The organism is Bradyrhizobium genosp. SA-4 str. CB756, assembly GCF_000473125.1.
GTDB classification, from domain to species: Bacteria; Pseudomonadota; Alphaproteobacteria; order Rhizobiales; family Xanthobacteraceae; genus Bradyrhizobium; species Bradyrhizobium arachidis.
Genome location: NZ_KI421499.1, coordinates 636,049 through 653,021 on the forward strand (window position 1 = coordinate 636,049; position 16,973 = coordinate 653,021).

The following is a 16,973-nucleotide window of genomic DNA, read 5'->3' on the forward strand; positions in this document are numbered from 1 at the left end:
CCCAATCTCATCGCGCTTTAGGCGGGCCCCTCAGCCCGCCGCCACGGTTTGCCCGCGCGGACGCGCGGCCATCGCGATCAGCCGCAGCGCCATTACCGCGAGCAGCGGAACGAGGAACGCGGCATAGAGCGGCATCGCCGGCACGCGCTTGCCGAACGACACCATGAACTGGAACCAGAGGTAATAGCCCCCGACAAGGTGCAGGGCGCGCCAGGCGCGCGGCCCGACCAGCGCCGCGGTGCGGTCGAACGAGGTCGCGCTCATCGCGACGATGAAGCCATAGCCGATGCCGCCGAAGATGTAGGAGGCGGCGGAGGTGGCCCCGGCAAAGCCGGCCGGATCCATGTTGGCAAAGGCGACGATCGCCGCCGCATGGATGGCGTGGGAGGCCGCAAAGCTCAAGCCCAGATAGCGGCGGTTGCGGCGTTGCCATCGCGTCCAGGGGTTGGGCCGGAGCCGGGCCAAAGCCGCGGCGCTGAAGGCGAGGCAGAACAGCAGCAGCGAGCTGCGCGCCGTGAAGCGGATCACCATGCGTACGCCCTCGACCTCGAACTGCCGCATCGAGGCGATCCACAGGCTGAGCGCGAGCAGGCTCAGGGTGAGTACGGCGAGCAGCCGCCAGCCTTCGAACCAGCCTTGACGTTGTGACATGGCAATCTCCTCCGTTATGTAATCATCGATTACATTTCGCTACCGCGAGGCCGTCAACCGTGTAATCGCTGCTTACATTCACGTTCGGGTGATGCTAGGAAGCGCCATGACCGCCCGACAGCCGCCCAAACCGCGCGCCCGCCGCCAGACGCCTGAAGCTCGGCCCTATCATCACGGCGACCTCCGCCGCGTGCTGATCGATGCTGCGTTGCAACTGGCAGAAGAGGGTGCCGAGGTCTCGGTGCGCGAGGCTGCCCGCCGTGCCGCTGTGTCGCCGGGGGCGCCATTCCGGCACTTCCCGAACCGCGATGCCCTCATGGCGGCGGTGGCCGAGGAGGCACAGCGGCGCTTTCGTATCGAGATCGAGGCGGCCCTGGGCGAGGCACCGGCGGCCGATCCACTCGGCCGCTTCCGCGCCTTCGGCCTTGCGTATTTGCGCTGGGCGATGCGCAACCCCGCGCATTTCGAGATCATCTCCACCGGGCGCTATTTCGCCCATGGCAGCTCCAAAGAGCTGACCCGCGACAATGCCGAGCTGATCGCGCTGACCGAGCAGATGCTGGCTGACGCCGCCAGCCAAGGCCTGCTGCGATCGGCCGACCTCAAGCGCATCCAGATCGCCGGCCGCGCCCTGGTCTATGGCTTCGCCCGGATGAATCTGGACGGCCACTTCCCGCGCTGGGGCGTGGCGGCGGGCGAGATCGACCGCATGGCGGAGGGGGTGATCGATCTGTTCATCGCCGGGATCGCGAAGGCCTAGCCATCCGACCCTCATGGTGAGGAGGCGCGCAGCGCCGTCTCGAACCATAGAGGCCCCAGTCCCCCCGCGCGCTTCGCGGGCTCCTCGGGTGAGCCGATAGAGTTGAAGGCAGCGCGCCCAAGCGTGCGGCACATTCGCGCGTTGCTAACATTAAGCGAAGGTCGGACGCCGGATCGCGTTGCCTGCCCGTGACGGTTCCGTTACAGTTTTGTGACACGGTGCAGGCTTCCGGCTGCGCCGGACGCCGCAGCCGTCCTGGGGCCGGCTCGACGGCTTGGCATCACCGCGCCGGACCAGAAGTTGCGTGCCCGTCGATGGCGTCCGCGCCCAATCCAGGTCCTTCTGCCACCACCGCCGTACTGGCGAGCGTCGCCGCGCTCGGCATCTGGCGGTTGCTCGCGGTTGCGGTGCCGCATCTCGCCGCGCTGGCGCTGATGTATGAGACTGAGACCGATTTCGGCTCGCGTCTCGCCTTCGCGCTCGCCTGGGGCATCCTCAACTTCTTCTGGATCACGCTGCTGCGGCGGCCGGCGTTGTCGGGCGCGCTGTCGCTGACCATGGTCGTCGTGCTGGTGCTGCTGTCGCGGCTGAAGCACGACGTGGTGCAGATGACGGTCAACTTCATCGACCTGATGATGATCGACCGCGACACCGTCGCGTTCCTGTTCACGATCTTCCCGAATTTGCGCTGGTCGGTGATCGGGGCCGGTCTCGTCACGCTGCCGCTGATGTACGCGCTGTGGTGGCTCGATCCGTTCCGTATCCGGCGCTTGCCGGCGCTTGCTTCCATGCTCGCCTGCGTGGCTGGGCTGGTCGGCTATTCGCTCTATCATCCCGATGAGGCCTGGCGCGGCTATTACGACGATGGCTATCTCTCGAAATTCTTCCGCTCGGGCGTCACCGCGGTCTCCGATTTCGCGCAGTACGGCCTCATGGAGTCGGCGGCCTCGACCAATGAGCGGCTCAACATGCCGCTGGTCGATGCCTGCCATCCCGCGGGCCGCCGGCCGAACATCATCATGATCCATGATGAATCGAGCTTCGACATCCGCGCGGCTGATGGCATCAAGGTGCCGCCGCGTTATGGCGATCACTTCAAGTCCTGGGACGGCAGGCAGCGCACCTTCCTTGCGGAAAGCAATGGCGGGCCGAGCTGGTTCACCGAATACAACGTGCTCGCCGGACTTTCCGCGCGCTCGTTCGGCCGCTTCGCCTATTTCGTGACGCGTATCGCATCCAACCGGGTCGAGCGCGGCCTGCCGCTGGCGCTGCGCCGCTGCGGCTACGATACGATGTCGCTCTATCCCGCCCATGGCGGCTTCATGGGCGCGCGCAGCTTCCAGCTGACGACCGGCGTCGAGCGCTTCCTCGACGCGAAGGACCTCGGCGCCAGGGATGTCGAGCCCGACAGCTTCTTCTATGACAAGGCGCTGCAGCTGATGGGCCAGCAACCGCCGAACAAGCCGCTGTTCACCTTCATCTATCTCGGCGCCAATCATTTCCCCTGGGAGACGCGCTACCGTCCGGACCTGCTGCCGAACTGGCGCGCGCCGGGCAATGTGCCGTCGATCGACGAATATCTGCGCCGCCAGGCGATGAGCGCAGAGCAGTACAAGGCGTTCGTCGCGGGTCTGAAGAAGAACTTTCCGAGCGAGCCGTTCCTGATCGTGCGCTATGGCGATCACCAGCCGGAATTCGCGCCGAACCTGCTCGAGCCCGGGCTCGACGAGGGCGCGATCGGCAAGAAGCTCGATGCCTACGATCCGCGTCTCTACGCGACCTATTACGCGATCGACGCCGTCAATTTCGAGCCGGTCAAAACCGAGGCCGTGATGGACACGGTCGACGGCCCCTATCTGCCGCTGGTGATCCAGGAGGCTGCCGGCATCCCGCTCGATCCGTCCTTCGCCGAGCAGAAGCAGATCATGCTCCGCTGCAAGGGCATCTTCTACGGCTGCAAGGACGGCGCGGAGGCGCGGCGGTTGAATCGGTTGCTGATCAATGCCGGGATGATCCGGGGGCTGTAGTTTCCATCGCGGCCATTCATTCGCCACCGCATCCGTCGATATTTCACCTCGCGCTGTCCTCCAAACGGTGGACGCTACGACAGACGATGCCGGCTAAGGGGGCGCTCGACAAACAGCCAACCCTAAGGAGACGACATTGGCAATATCCGTGAAACAGATGCTCGAAGCCGCCAACGCCGCCGTGCGGAAGATCACGCCGGCAGAGGCGAAGGAGATGATCGGCAAGGGCGCGCTCGTGCTCGACGTGCGCGATGCGCCGGAAATCGAGAAGAGCGGCAAGATTCCCGGCGCACTGAATGTCTCCCGCGGCATGCTGGAGTTTCGGGCCGATCCGGACTCGCCCTATCACGACAAGGCTCTCGCCAGGGACAAGACGGTGATCCTCTATTGCGCCTCGGGCGGCCGTTCGGCGCTGGCCGGCAAGCTGCTTCAGGACATGGGCTATAGCCATGTCTACAACGTCGGCGGCTTCAAGGACTGGGTCGACGCCGGAGGGGCAACCGAGAAGGTCTAGCAAGGGCGGCGGCGCAGAGCCTCGCTCTAGCGCCGGCCCACCTTCTCCCACAGCCACTTCGCCACCGCATCGGGTGATGAATTCGCATCATTGCCGCTGGCGCGCAGGTTTGCCTCGCGCATGGTCGCGATGTCGATCTTGCCGAGCAGCGGCTCGAGCGCCGTCTGCAATTTTTCATCGCCGGCGCGCTTTGGCGCGAGCAGCAGGATCGCGTCATAGGGCGGGATCGCGTGCTTGGGATCGTCGAGCACGACGAGGTCGTATTTCGCAATCAGCCCGTCGCTGGTGTAGCCGGCGATGACGTCGACCTCGCCGCTGGCGACCGCGGCATACATGAAGTCGGGCTGCATCTGGCGCTGGGCGCGGAACGAGAGGCCATAGGCCTTTTGCAGCGCCGCCCATTCCGGCCGCGAGAAGAATTCGTAGTCGCCGGCAATCGACATCGTCGGCGCGTGTGCGGCGAGATCGGCGATGCTGCGGATATGAAGCGCCTCGGCGCGCTGCTTCGGCATCACCAGCGCATAGGCGTTCTCGAAGCCGAGCTCGCCGAGCAGGGTGATGTTATCCTTCGCGAGCGCTGTTTTGAGGTCGGCCAACAGTTCCGCCCGCGGCTTAATGTCGGTGCGGTGCAGCTGGTTGGCCCAGAGCGTGCCGGAATAATCGACATAGAGATCGATGTCGCCGGCCTTCAGCGCCTCGAAGATCACACTGGAGCCGAGGCCCGAACGCGCTGTGGCGGTGAGACCGGCGGCCTGGAGGCGGTCGCGGAGCAGGGACGACAGCACGTATTGCTCGGCAAAGGTCTTGGCCCCGACTACATAATTCTGCGGCGAGCGCCCCATCGTCGGCACCAGCGTTGCGGCGACCAGCGCCGCAATTCCAATACCGCCAAGCGCGGTGCGCAGGCGGCGGCGCTGGCGCAGGCCACCTTCGATCAGGCCGAGCAGCTGATCGACCGCGAGCGCCAGCAGCGCCGAGGCAAAGCAGCCGAACAGCACGAACACCCAGTTCTGGGTCTGCAATCCCGCAAAGATGTAGTTGCCGAGGCTGGTCTGCCCGATCGGGGTCGAGAGCGTCGCGGTGCCGATCACCCACACCGCGGCGGTGCGAATGCCCGCCATCATCACCGGCAGCGCCAGCGGCAGCTCGACCATGACGAGCGACTGCCGTGCGGTCATGCCGACGCCCTTGGCGGCCTCGATCAGCGCGGGATCGATGCCGTTGAGGCCGGTGATGCCGTTGCGCAGCACCGGCAGCATGGAATAGAGCGCCAGCGCCAGCATCGCCGGCAGGAAGCCGAAGGCGGAGAAAGAGACGCCGAACCAGGCGAGCGTGACCGAGGCAGCTAGCAGCAGCAGTGGATAAAACAGCGCCAGCAGCGCCAGCCCCGGCACCGTCTGCACGATGCTGGCGAGCGCGAGCAGAACCGCGCGCGGCGCGGGCCGGTTGCGCGTCAGTATCGCGAGCGGCAGGCTGACGGCAAGGCCAAGCGCGAGCGCGGCAAGACTCACCCGCACATGGTTGCCGAGATAGTCCGGCAAATGCGCCAGCGCCTCGCCCCAGCGCGGATCATTGAGGAGGCTCATGCCGCACCGCTCTGCGGCAGCAGCGTGTTCAGCCGCTCGACCTGGCGCCGCGGCGTCCTCAGCAGCTCCAGCACATAGGCATCGCTGCTGTTCGAGAGCTCCGCCGGCGTGCCCTGCGCCAGCAGCTTGCCGCCGCGCATCACCGCGATGCGGTCGGCAAGCAGGATCGCCTCGGTCATGTCATGCGTGATCATGACGGTGGTCAGGCCGAGCTTCTTGTGCAGCGCGCGATAATCGTCGCCGAGCGCATCGCGGGTGAGGGGATCGAGCGCGCCGAACGGCTCGTCCATCAGCACGATGCGCGGGCGTGCCGCGAGCGCCCGCGCCACGCCGACGCGCTGCTGCTGACCGCCCGAGAGCGCTTCGGGGAGGCGGTCGCGATGGGCGCTACGGTCGAGCTGTACGAGCTCCAGCAGCTCGTCGACCCGCACCGCGATATCCGCCGCCGGCGCGCCCAGCAATTTGGGCGTGATCCCGATATTGTCGGCGACACTCAAATGCGGGAACAGCCCGCCGCTCTGGAAGACGTAGCCGATCCGCCGCCGCAGCGCGACCGGATCGACGTTTCGCACGTCCTCGCCCTCGACCGTGATGGTGCCGCCGTCGGCCTCGATCAGCCGGTTGGCGAGCCGCAGCAACGTGGTCTTGCCCGAGCCCGAGCCGCCGACGATCGCTACGAACTCGCCCTCGGCGATATCAAGCGATACGTCGTCGACGGCCTTGAGCGTGCCGAAGCTCTTGGTGACGTGGGCGTAGCTGATGGCCAGCTTGGAAGGCATTCGACGCGGCTCGCTTCTCTTACCCTCCCCTGGAGGGGGAGGGTCGATCGCGCGAAGCGCGAGCGGGGTGGGGTGATCTCTCAACACGGGCACCGCCTCATTGGAGAGCCTGTCACCCCATCCCGTCTCACATTTCGCTGCGCTCATGTGAACCGACCCTCCCCCTCCAGGGGAGGGTAAGAGCACGGCAAGAGCCCATGCGTAGCACGCTTGGCGGCTTGATTGAACTTGGCGGCGCGAGCGGCTAAGGCATCGGGTCAAGTCTGGAGGGAATACATGACAACGCCCACGGCAGTGGCGCTGGAAGATGCCAAGGTTGCGTTCCGGCTCGGGGACGGGCGGGTCTATACGGCGGTGGAGAAGGCGCATCTTACGGTCGCGCAGGGCGAGTTCGTCGCCATCGTCGGGCCCACGGGGTGCGGGAAATCGACGCTGCTCAACGTCGCGGCCGGCCTGCTGAAGCCCGCTGCCGGCAACGTCAAGATATTCGACCGGCCGCTTGCGGGGCTGAACCGGGACGCCGGCTACCTGTTCCAGGCCGACGCGCTGTTCCCCTGGAAGACCGCGCTCGACAATGTCGCGATCGGGCTCGAGATCAAGGGCACGCCGCGCGCCGAGGCGCTGCCAAGGGCGCAGAAATGGCTGACGTCGGTCGGCCTCGGCGCCTTCGCCGGCCGCTATCCGCACATGCTCTCCGGCGGCCAACGCAAGCGCGTGGCGCTGGCGCAGGTGCTGATCCGCGATCCTAAGATCCTGCTGATGGACGAGCCGTTCGGGCCGCTCGATGCGCAGACCCGGCAGGTGATGGGTAATCTGCTGCTCGACCTCTGGAACGCCGACCGCAAGGCCGTGCTGTTCGTCACCCATGACCTGGAAGAGGCGATCGCGCTCGCCGATCGCGTGGTGATCATGTCGGCAGGGCCGTCCTCGCGAATCATCGGCGCCTGGCGCGTGAGCTTGCCGCGCCCGCGCGACATTTTCGAGGTGCGGCTCGACAAGGAGTTCCACGCGCTTCATCGCGAGATCTGGAGCGTGCTGAAGGACGAGGTGATGAAGGGTTACGCGCAGTCCACCCACGCGGCGGAGGCGGTCTGATGTCGCGCCCGACGCTGTTCGCGCTGCAAGTCCTGGTCGCGGTCGTCTGCATCGTGCTGTGGCAGGTGCTGTCGACCGTTCCCGTGTTCGGCAAAATCCTGCTGCCGCCGTTCTTCTTCTCCAACCCGTTCGACGTCTTCAGCCAGATCGTGAAATGGTTCGCCTCCGGCGTGATTTGGAAGCATCTCGGCATCACGCTCGCGGAATCGATCCTCGCCTTCGTGATCGGATCGCTCGGTGGCGTTCTTGTCGGCTTTTGGTTCGCGCGCCAGCCGATCGTTGCCGCGGTGTTCGATCCCTACGTGAAGATGGTCAACGCGTTGCCGCGCGTCGTGCTCGCGCCGATCTTCGCGCTGTGGCTCGGCCTCGGCATCTGGTCCAAGGTCGCGCTCGGGGTGACGCTGGTGTTCTTCATCGTCTTCTTCAACGTCTATCAGGGCGTCAAGGAAGTCAGCCGCACCGTGCTCGATAACGGCCGCATGCTCGGCATGAGCGAGCGGCAGCTGATGCAGCACGTCTATTGGCCCTCGGCGCTGTCCTGGATGTTCTCCTCGCTGCACACCTCGGTCGGTTTCGCCGTGGTCGGCGCGGTCGTCGGCGAATATCTGGGATCGGCGGCGGGGCTCGGCTATCTCATCCAGCAGGCCGAGGGCGTGTTCGACGTCGCCGGCGTGTTCGCCGGCATGTTCGTGCTGTCGGCGTTCGTCATCCTGATCGACTTCGGGGTGACGCTGGTGGAGCGACGGCTGCTGGTGTGGCGGCCGACGGTGGACGGGCGCGGCTAGGCCGGCTCGTTGCCCGCTGACATTTATGTGATTGAGCGGCCGGAATAGAACGGGCGCCCGCGCGTCAAACCCCCATGCAACCACCCGCATGGGAGTTTTCGATGTCCTCCTTACAATTTCGCCGCGCCGTAGCAGCGCTCGCAAGCAGATGTCGATGGCCCAGGCCCGGCCTCGGCACGGCGTTCCTTGCCGCGCGCATTTTGGTCGCATTCGCGGTGCCTCCGCTCGCGTTCGCGCATGAAGCCCATCCAGCCGCCCCGCCGGCCGCGCAAAATGCAGAAGAACGGGCGTTCCTGGAAGAAAACGAAGCCGCCATGACCAAGATGATGAACGACATGACGGTCAAGCCGACCGGCGACGTCGACCGCGACTTCGTCGCGATGATGAACCCGCATCATCAGGGCGCGATCGACATGGCGGTGATCGAACTGCGCTACGGCAAGAACGAGCAGCTGAGGCGCATCGCCCAGGAAATCATCGTCGACCAGATGCAGGAGATCGCGGCCATGAAGCTCGCCATTGGCGAGCCTGCCACGGACACCACGCCTGCTCCAACCCAGTCGGCACCCGTTCCCGTCGCTGCCGGTCATCATCCGGGCATGCAGATGGACATGTCCAATGGAATGAAGAAGTAGGAGCCGCAGATGACCACGTCACCAATCAATATGATGAAGAGCATCTTTCTGGCAGCCTCCATGCTCGCCACGGGCTCTGCCGCATGGGCAGGGCAGGCGCCGGGTGCGCTATCCGCCCCCGATATTCCGGTCAGCCACCACGACCGCGTCTACGCCGCGGAACAGTTCTCGAACACGGTCTCGGTCACCGACCCCGTCGACAACAAGCTGCTTGGCGTAATCCGGCTGGGCGACCCGCAGCCCGGCAATTTCAGCCCGCTGTACAAGGGGCAGGTGCTTGTGCACGGCATGGGCTATTCGCCCGATCACAAGACGCTTGCCGTGGTGTCGATCGGCTCGAATTCGGTGACGTTCATCGATACCGCGACCAACGCGGTCAAGCACACCACTTATGTCGGACGATCGCCGCATGAGGCGTTCTTCACCCCCGACGGCAAGGAGGTCTGGGTCACCGTTCGCGGCGAGAACTACATCTCCGTCATCGACCCCGTCAGCTTCAAGGAGAAGACCCGCATCACGACTCCGAACGGGCCGGGCATGCAGATTTTCTCACCAGACGGTAAGTACGGCTACATCTGCTCGTCGTTCAATCCCGAGACCGACGTCGTCGCGGTGGCCGAGCACAAGATCATTGCCAAGGTGAAGCAGGAAAGTCCGTTCTGTCCGAACATCGCGGCGACGCCCGATGGAAACCAGGTCTGGTTCACGCTGAAGGACGTCGGCCGTACCCAGGTGTTCAACGCCAAGCCCCCGTTCAACGCGATCAAGACGATCGATACCGGTCCAATCACTAATCACGTCAACTTCGCGCACACCACCAAGGGCACGTTCGCCTATGTCACCATCGGCGGACTGAACGAAGTGAAGGTGTTCCGCACCGACGACTTCTCGCTTGTCGCCACGATCCCGGTTGGGAATCTGCCGCACGGCGTGTGGCCGTCCGGCGACGGCACCCGGATCTATGTGGGACTGGAGAACGCCGACGCGCTGGTGGCCATCGACACGGCGACCAACACGGTGGTCGGGAACGTTCCGATCGGCCAGGCGCCGCAGGCGATCGCCTATGTTCCAAATGCTGCGCCCAACCCCGATGACCGCCAGAATCTTCAGGCACTCGGCGTTGCCGGACAGGTGGCTCATCTGTCGCTCGCGTCGAAAGATGGTGCAAAGGACGGCAAGCCGCCGACCAGCGTGTCGCTGTTCGACCAAGGCCTGATTCAGATCTTGCAGGCCTCGGTGACGGGACTGCAGCCCAAGCAGAAATATGTGCTTGCCCTGGCGGAGCATGGCGACGGTAGCGGCCCGCTGCAGCCGCTGGCCGCGTTCATGACCAATCCGGCCGGATCTGCTATCGTCAACGCGGCCGGCCCGATCCGACAGATCGTCGATCAGTCTGCCGCAGCCGCAAAGCGCTACCTGGTGATTGCCGCCGGCGATGCGGCCGCGCCCGGCGAGGCCGTCCAGGTCGAGGCGCAATGACCTCGGCCAAAGCAGCCACGAAGAGGTGACGGAGCGCGTCATGAAGGACATGCTGGTTCAGGTCGAACCGCTGATCCCTGCGCTCCGTCGCTATGCGCGCGCCCTCGTGCGCGACCGCTCGGCGGCTGACGACCTGGTCCAGGATTGCCTGGAGCGCGCCGTCAGCCGCTGGCATCAACGACGCGACGGAAGCGTGCGTGCCTGGCTGTTCACCATCCTCCACAATCTGGCGGTCAGCCAATTCCGCCAGGCCAGAGCGCGAGGCAGGCACATGCCGATCGACGATGCAGGCGAGCAGGAACTCGTCAGTGCGGCAGCACAGGAGCAGAGGCTGATCTATCAGGATGTCCTGAGCAAACTTGCAAAGCTCCCGGAGGAGCAGCGGGCCGTGCTGTTGCTCGTTGGGGTCGAGGATCTTTCCTATGCGGACGCTGCGGCAGTTCTCAACGTCCCGGTCGGTACGGTAATGTCACGCCTCTCGCGCGCGCGGGAGAGGCTGCAACAGGAGATGGATGGCGTTGCACCGGGGAATGTCGTGGCATTGCGGAGCTTGAAATGAACCAGCGGCCGATCACGGAAGACGATCTGCACGCCTATGTGGACCAGGTGCTCGAGCCCGAGCGTCGCGCGGAGGTCGTGTCCTATCTGGATGATCATCCGAATGTCGCCAGCCGCGTTGCCGCCTTCGCCACCCAGCGCGAGCAGCTGCGTGGCGCGCTGGCCTCGATTGCCGACGAGCCACTGCCGGCGGAGCTGAACCTGTCGCACATCATCGAGGGCCGGAAGCGGCGTCCGCTCCGGCTATGGGGTGCGATCGCTGCGATGCTGCTTCTCGGCATTGGCGGCCTCGGCGGATGGACCATGCGCAGCGTGTTGCAGGATGGCTCGAACGGGCTGTCCGCATTGGCGCAGGAGGCGGCCTACTCCTATAACGTCTTTGCACCCGATCGCGTGCGGCCGGTCGAGATAAGGGCGTCCAACAGCGCCGAGCTCACACAGTGGGTCTCCAACCGGCTGAAGCAGGCGGTCAAGGTGCCGGACCTCTCCGTGTCGGGCTATAGGCTGATGGGTGGCCGCCTGGTTCCGACGTCGCATGGTCCGGCCGCGATGTTCATGTACGACGACGATCGCGGCGACCGCCTCGTGGTGCTGACGCGCCCGATGAGCAACCGCAATCTGGATACGCCGATGATGCCGCAATCGACCGGCGATGTTGCGGGCTTCGTGTGGGCGGAGGGCGGCATGGGTTACACGCTCGTCGGCCAGCTTCCGGGGGACACCCTCAAGCCAATCGCAAACGAGATCCGCAAGCAGACGCGCCCGATCTAGCACCGGAATTGACGAAACGGGCCCGCACGGCCGTGCGAGCCCGGGCACTCAGCCACGCTCCGTTTTCGCGGCTTCAATCCAGCAGCTTGGTATCATCAGGCGCCTGCGGCGGCGTCTTGATCGCGATTGCCTTGACCTGGCCGCTGATCGGCTTGGTGCCGCCATGCGCGGTGCCCTTCGGGATGATGACGAGGTCGCCGGGCTTCACCGTGACCTCCTTGTCGCCGAGCCAGATCGTCCCGGTCCCGTCCAGGATGTATTGGATCTCGTTGGTGTTGGGATGCATGTGCTTGGGCACGTTGCCGACCTGGATCGAGATCGTGGCGCCGTCGGCGCTCGCGAACATCTTTGAGCGGAAGCCGACATTGTTGGCGGACCCGAGCGCATCGCCATCCATCTCGCCGGTATGGATGATCTGTGCGGTGATGTTCTCGGCGGCCAGCGCCGGCCGGAGCAGCTGGTTGGCGCCGCATCCTGCGGCAAAGGCGGCGGCGAGCGCGAGCCCGGCAGCAAGGCGATTCATGGATGATCCTCCCCATCAAGACTTGTTGTTGTGGGCCCATGCTATTGCGCCGAAAGGCCGATGGCTAGAGCCCTGAGTTGCGCTTCTCAAGCCGGGTGCGCTGCATTATGGTGCCGCCAGCCGAACGGAGGAAACCAATGAAGAACACGATTGCCAGGCTCGCCGGCGCGCTGCTCGCGCTGACGCTCACCACCGGATTTGCCGCGGCGCAAAGCAAGGTCACCATCGCGGTCGGCGGCGGCGCCTGCCTGTGCTATCTGCCGACGGTGCTGGCCAAGCAGCTCGGCGAATACGAGAAGGCCGGCCTCAATGTCGAGCTGGTCGACCTCAAGGGCGGCTCGGACGCGCTCAAGGCCGTGCTCGGCGGCAGCGCCGACGTCGTCTCCGGCTATTTCGACCATTGCGTCAACCTCGCCGCCAAGAAGCAGGAGCTTCAGTCTTTCGTGGTCTATGACCGCTATCCTGGCCTCGTGCTGGTGGTCGCGCCGTCGCGCACCAATGACATCAAGTCGGTCAAGGACCTCGCCGGCAAGAAGGTCGGCGTCAGCGCGCCCGGCTCGTCTACGGACTTCTTCCTGAAATACATGCTCAAGAAGAACGGGCTTGATCCCACCAGCGCCGCCGTGATCGGCGTCGGCCTCGGCGCCACCGCGGTCGCCGCGATGGAGCAGGGCCAGATCGACGCGGCCGTGATGCTCGATCCCTCCGTGACCGTGCTCCAGGGCAGCCACAAGGATCTGCGCATCCTCTCCGACACCCGCACCCAGAAGGACACGCTCGAGACGTTCGGCGGCGAATATCCCGGCGGCGCGCTGTACTCGACCGCGGCCTGGGTCAACGGCCACGAGAAGGAGACGCAGGCGCTCACCAATGCGATGCTGGCGACGCTCGCCTGGATCCATTCGCATTCGCCCGAGGAGATCATGGCGAAGATGCCGGACGAGATGGTCGGCAAGAACAAGGATCTCTATCTCGCCGCGCTGAAGAACACGATCCCGATGTTCTCCGAAACCGGCAAGATGGACCCGAAGGGCGCCGACGCCGTGCTCGCGGTGTTCAGCGTCGGCTCGCCGGACGTCGCCAATGCCAAGATCGACGTCAGCAAGACCTTCACCAACAAGTTCGTCGACCAGGCCAAGAAGACCACGGGGAGCGCCAAATAACTGACGCGAACGCGTTGTAATCAGGCGTCATGACGTCACCAGCCATTCATCGCGTCACGACGCTTGATCTTGCCGTGCGGCCGATCTCCTGGCCGTTCGCAGAGGAGCGCCGCGCCGAGATCGCGGCGCATTTCGCCGAAAAGCAGCGCGAGCGGCCGAAGATCTGGAACGGCCGCATCCTGCTCGGCCGCGATCCCGTGTTCTCGGATGGCGGTTTCGCCGCGACCTATTCCGAAGTGGATTTCGCAAGCTTCCTCGCCTGGCGCGACTGGGGATTTCCCGATCCTACCGTGTTCAACGGTTTCGGCATGGGGGCGCTGCGCGCCTCCGACGGTGCTTTCATCATGGGCGAAATGGCGCCCCACACCGCCAATGCAGGGCGGATCTATTTCCCCTCGGGCACACCCGATCCGGGCGACGTCAGGGACGGCAGGCTCGATATTCCCGGCAGCGTCGTCCGCGAGCTCGAGGAGGAGACCGGGCTCACGGCCGACGACTATCGGGCCGAAGCGGATTGGCACTGTGTCGTCTCCCACCGCGCGATTGCAATGATCAAGGTGCTCAACCTGGATATGCCGGGCGACGTCGCCCGTGCCCGGATCGAAGCCAATCTCGCGCGCGAGGCCGAGCCGGAGCTGTCGGCCATTCATCTCGTGCGCGGGATGGATGATCTCACGCCGACCATGCCGCGATTTGTCACGGCCTTTATCGCGCAGCAGTTCGCATCGCGTTGATGCGCGAGGCTTGACATCGCTGCGCGCAGCCCATGTGATGGGCCAAAAAGCAAAAGCAACAAGAATGCAATGCACAATCGTCCAGGGAGGTTTAGATGCGCCTGCGCATGGCTGCCCGCTTGGTACGTGGGCTGTTGGTCGCGATAGCAGCGACGGGCTTGGCGGCGTCCGCTGACGCTCAAGAGAAGAAGATCAAGATCGGCGTGATTTTCGACCTGACCGGGCCGCTCGCGGGCGGCGGGTCCGAGCTCGAATATATCGGCACCAAGATCATCCTCGACCAGTTCGGCAAGACCGGCGTCGAGGGCTACAAGATCGAGGCGGTCTATGCCGATGCGCAGAGCAAGCCCGACATCGCCATCAATGAATCCGTCCGCCTGCTCGAGCAAGAGAAGGTCGACCTGGTGCTCGGCTTCTTCTCCTCGGCGCAATGCGTGCCGGTGGCCGCCCGCGTCGAGCAGCTCAAGAAGTTCATGTGGATGACGACCTGCATCTCGTCCGCCGTGTTCAACGAGAAGAACTACAAATACGTGTTCCGTCCGCAGGCGAGCGGCGATCAGTTCGGCATGATGACGATGGACTTCATCGCGCAGAACGCCAAGGAGAAGTTCGGCAAGGAGCCGAAGGATCTGCGCGTCGCCATCATCCACGAGGACGGCTCCTATGGCGTCGATGTCTCCAAAGGCAACGAGGCCGGTGCGAAGAAAGCCGGTTTCAACGTCGTGCTGAAGGAAGGCTATTCGGCGACCGCACCCGATCTCTCCGCGCTGGTGACCAAGCTCAAGCGCGCCAAGCCGGACGTGATCTTCCACACCGGCTACAACCCCGACATCACGCTGCTGCTGCGCCAGGCCCGCGAGCAGGGCCTGAAATTCGGCGCCCTGGTCGGGCATGGCGCCGGCTACGGCGTCTATGAGAAGCTCAAGGAGGGCATGGGCGCGGACGCCAACTACATCTTCAACACCGACCCGATCTCGATCTGGCTCGCCAACCAGAAGACGATGGACCCGAAACTCGCGCCCGTCATCAAGATGGTTGGTGAGGAGTTCGACAAGATCAAGCCTGGCGTTGCCATCCGCTCCGCCCATGTCGGCATCGGCGCGTCCAACACCTACGTGTTCATGAACGACGTGCTGCCGCGCGCGATCAAGAAGTATGGCGGGGTCGATCCGGACGCGCTGCGCAAGGCCGCGCTCGACACCGACATTCCCGAAGGCGGCACCATGCTCGGTTTCGGCGTCAAGTTCTACGGCGAGGGCACGCCGATGGCCGGCCAGAACGAGCGTTCTTTCCCGGTGGTGATCCAGTACATCGACGACAAATCCTCCGTGGTGTGGCCCAAGAGCCAAGCGCAGCGCGACGCCGTGCTGCCGCTGCCGAAGGGCACCACCTACAGCAACCAGTAGCGCAATACTTTTGACAAGGAGAGCGGGGCGGTGCTCGAGGTCAGCGGGCTGGTGAAACGGTTCGGCGGCTTCACTGCCGTCAACAACGTGTCGTTCAAGGTCGAGCAGGGCGAGATCCTCGGCCTGATCGGCCCCAACGGCTCGGGCAAGAGCACGATCTTCAACATGCTCTCCGGCACGCTGGCGCCGACCTCAGGCTCGATCCTGTTCGGCGGCGCCGAGATCGCGGGCCTCGCGCCGCACCGGATCATCAACAGCGGCATCGGCCGCACCTTCCAGATTCCGCGCCCGTTCCGCCGCCTGACCATTTTCGAGAATGTCGCGCTCGCCGGCTTTTACGGCCAGGGCCGCCACAGCCGCGCCACGGCGGAGGAGGCGGCCGAGCGATCGCTCGCCATGGTCGGCCTGCCGACCGATCGACACGCCAGCGTCGATGGCCTCGGCGCCGCCGGCCTGAAGAAGCTCGAACTCGCAAAGGCGCTCGCCACCGCGCCAAAGCTTCTGCTCGCCGACGAAAGCCTCGGCGGCCTCGACGAGGCCGAGATGGATCAGGCTGCCGACATGCTGCGCAACATCCGCGACGAGCTCGGCATCACCATCATCTGGGTCGAGCACATCATGGGCGTCCTGATGCGCGTCGTCGACCGCGTCATGGTGCTCGACCACGGCGAGAAGATCTCGGAAGGGTTGCCGAGCGCGGTCGCCGGCGATCCGCGCGTCATCGAGGTCTATCTCGGCACCGATGCCGAGACCACGCAGGCCGCGGCCGCCGAAGCGCGCCGCCGCGCGGGAGGCCAGTGATGCTGGAGCTCCGCGGCGTCAATGCCGGCTATGGTACGTTCCAGGCGCTGTTCGACGTCAATCTCGACGTGAAGGCCGGCGAGGCGGTCGGCGTCATCGGTCCCAACGGCGCCGGCAAGACCACCCTGATGCGCGTCATCTCCGGCCTGATCCGACCCACGCGCGGATCGATCAGGATGGAGGGCGTCGATGTCGTGGCAACGCCGCCGCACAAGATCGTCAGCCTCGGGATTGCGCATGTGCCCGAGAACCGGCGGCTGTTTCCGCAGCTCACGGTTGACGACAATCTCAAGATGGGCGCCTTCATGAAGGAGGCGCGCGGCCATTATGCCGAGCGGCTTGAGGTCGTGTTCGATCTGTTTCCGCGCCTCAAGGAGCGCCGCCACCAGATGGCCGGCACCATGTCCGGCGGCGAGCAGCAGATGTGCGCGATCGGCCGCGCGATGATGTCCAATCCGAAGCTGCTGCTGCTCGACGAGCCGTCGGCGGGCCTTGCGCCAGTCGTGGTGCAGCAGGTGTTCGAGCTGGTGAAGCGGATCCGCGCCAGCGGGCTGACGGTGCTGATCGTGGAGCAGAACGTGCAGCAGGTGCTGAAGGTGGTCGATCGCGCCTATCTGATCGAGGCGGGCACGATCCGGGCCTCCGGCACCTCGGCCGAGATGCTGGCGAGCGACACGGTCAAGGAAGCGTATCTCGGGGTGTGATG

18 protein-coding genes are annotated in these 16,973 nt (G+C 65.1%); 14 read left to right on the top strand and 4 right to left on the bottom strand.

Annotated features, from left to right (window positions below):
• Positions 1-30: 30 nt before the first annotated feature.
• Positions 31-651: a hypothetical protein gene (locus BRAGE_RS0103075; RefSeq protein ID WP_027560504.1), complete on the bottom strand. Its 621-nt coding sequence runs from the start codon at positions 649-651 to the stop codon at positions 31-33.
• A gap of 106 nt (positions 652-757) precedes the next feature.
• Here BRAGE_RS0103075 and BRAGE_RS0103080 point away from each other — a divergent pair, with 106 nt between their 5' ends.
• The 3 genes from BRAGE_RS0103080 to BRAGE_RS0103090 all read left to right on the top strand — a co-directional run bounded on the left by BRAGE_RS0103080 (position 758) and on the right by BRAGE_RS0103090 (position 3,952).
• Positions 758-1,411, top strand: a complete 654-nt coding sequence (locus tag BRAGE_RS0103080) for a TetR/AcrR family transcriptional regulator (protein WP_027560503.1) — start codon at positions 758-760, stop codon at positions 1,409-1,411.
• A gap of 314 nt (positions 1,412-1,725) precedes the next feature.
• Positions 1,726-3,438 (top strand): sulfatase-like hydrolase/transferase, encoded by a 1,713-nt coding sequence (locus BRAGE_RS0103085; RefSeq protein WP_027560502.1) that lies wholly within the window; start codon positions 1,726-1,728, stop codon positions 3,436-3,438.
• A gap of 136 nt (positions 3,439-3,574) precedes the next feature.
• Complete coding sequence (locus BRAGE_RS0103090) at positions 3,575-3,952, top strand: rhodanese-like domain-containing protein (RefSeq protein ID WP_027560501.1); 378 nt, start codon at positions 3,575-3,577, stop codon at positions 3,950-3,952.
• A gap of 26 nt (positions 3,953-3,978) precedes the next feature.
• On the opposite strand, the gene BRAGE_RS0103095 is transcribed toward BRAGE_RS0103090, so the two are convergent.
• Together BRAGE_RS0103095 and BRAGE_RS0103100 are read right to left on the bottom strand one after the other, a co-directional pair.
• Positions 3,979-5,538, bottom strand: a complete 1,560-nt coding sequence (locus tag BRAGE_RS0103095) for a glycine betaine ABC transporter substrate-binding protein (protein ID WP_027560500.1) — start codon at positions 5,536-5,538, stop codon at positions 3,979-3,981.
• Positions 5,535-6,317 carry an ATP-binding cassette domain-containing protein gene (locus BRAGE_RS0103100; RefSeq protein ID WP_027560499.1) on the bottom strand — a complete coding sequence of 261 codons (783 nt, stop codon included), beginning with the start codon at positions 6,315-6,317 and terminating at the stop codon, positions 5,535-5,537. The genes BRAGE_RS0103095 and BRAGE_RS0103100 overlap by 4 nt, the downstream gene beginning before the upstream one ends.
• Positions 6,318-6,593: 276 nt before the next feature.
• Between BRAGE_RS0103100 and BRAGE_RS0103105 the strand changes: the two genes are divergently transcribed.
• The 6 genes from BRAGE_RS0103105 (at position 6,594) to BRAGE_RS0103130 (ending at position 11,640) form a co-directional block, all read left to right on the top strand.
• A complete protein-coding gene (locus BRAGE_RS0103105) occupies positions 6,594-7,412 on the top strand; it encodes an ABC transporter ATP-binding protein (protein ID WP_027560498.1) in 819 nt (272 codons plus the stop codon).
• The gene (locus BRAGE_RS0103110; protein ID WP_027560497.1) at positions 7,412-8,197 is read left to right on the top strand and encodes an ABC transporter permease; all 786 of its coding nucleotides are present in this window, start codon (positions 7,412-7,414) and stop codon (positions 8,195-8,197) included. Before BRAGE_RS0103105 ends, BRAGE_RS0103110 begins: the two co-directional genes overlap by 1 nt.
• Before the next feature lie 101 nt (positions 8,198-8,298).
• Positions 8,299-8,832, top strand: a complete 534-nt coding sequence (locus BRAGE_RS0103115; RefSeq protein WP_035729316.1) for a DUF305 domain-containing protein — start codon at positions 8,299-8,301, stop codon at positions 8,830-8,832.
• A gap of 9 nt (positions 8,833-8,841) precedes the next feature.
• On the top strand, positions 8,842-10,311 hold the full coding sequence (locus BRAGE_RS0103120; protein ID WP_027560495.1) for a YncE family protein: 1,470 nt from the start codon (positions 8,842-8,844) through the stop codon (positions 10,309-10,311).
• A 40-nt stretch (positions 10,312-10,351) separates the two neighbouring features.
• Complete coding sequence (locus tag BRAGE_RS0103125; protein ID WP_027560494.1) at positions 10,352-10,870, top strand: sigma-70 family RNA polymerase sigma factor; 519 nt, start codon at positions 10,352-10,354, stop codon at positions 10,868-10,870.
• Complete coding sequence (locus BRAGE_RS0103130; RefSeq protein ID WP_027560493.1) at positions 10,867-11,640, top strand: anti-sigma factor family protein; 774 nt, start codon at positions 10,867-10,869, stop codon at positions 11,638-11,640. The genes BRAGE_RS0103125 and BRAGE_RS0103130 overlap by 4 nt, the downstream gene beginning before the upstream one ends.
• Positions 11,641-11,713: 73 nt before the next feature.
• On the opposite strand, the gene BRAGE_RS0103135 is transcribed toward BRAGE_RS0103130, so the two are convergent.
• Positions 11,714-12,163 (bottom strand): cupin domain-containing protein, encoded by a 450-nt coding sequence (locus tag BRAGE_RS0103135; protein WP_027560492.1) that lies wholly within the window; start codon positions 12,161-12,163, stop codon positions 11,714-11,716.
• Between the two features lie 137 nt (positions 12,164-12,300).
• Between BRAGE_RS0103135 and BRAGE_RS0103140 the strand changes: the two genes are divergently transcribed.
• The 5 genes from BRAGE_RS0103140 (at position 12,301) to BRAGE_RS0103160 (ending at position 16,971) form a co-directional block, all read left to right on the top strand.
• Positions 12,301-13,326 (top strand): ABC transporter substrate-binding protein, encoded by a 1,026-nt coding sequence (locus tag BRAGE_RS0103140; protein WP_027560491.1) that lies wholly within the window; start codon positions 12,301-12,303, stop codon positions 13,324-13,326.
• Positions 13,327-13,355: 29 nt separating this feature from the next.
• Complete coding sequence (locus BRAGE_RS0103145; RefSeq protein WP_027560490.1) at positions 13,356-14,060, top strand: NUDIX hydrolase; 705 nt, start codon at positions 13,356-13,358, stop codon at positions 14,058-14,060.
• Between the two features lie 95 nt (positions 14,061-14,155).
• Positions 14,156-15,466: an ABC transporter substrate-binding protein gene (locus BRAGE_RS0103150; protein ID WP_027560489.1), complete on the top strand. Its 1,311-nt coding sequence runs from the start codon at positions 14,156-14,158 to the stop codon at positions 15,464-15,466.
• Positions 15,467-15,496: 30 nt separating this feature from the next.
• Positions 15,497-16,267 (top strand): ABC transporter ATP-binding protein, encoded by a 771-nt coding sequence (locus BRAGE_RS0103155; RefSeq protein ID WP_027560488.1) that lies wholly within the window; start codon positions 15,497-15,499, stop codon positions 16,265-16,267.
• Positions 16,267-16,971 (top strand): ABC transporter ATP-binding protein, encoded by a 705-nt coding sequence (locus BRAGE_RS0103160; protein ID WP_027560487.1) that lies wholly within the window; start codon positions 16,267-16,269, stop codon positions 16,969-16,971. The genes BRAGE_RS0103155 and BRAGE_RS0103160 overlap by 1 nt, the downstream gene beginning before the upstream one ends.
• Positions 16,972-16,973: the final 2 nt, after the last annotated feature.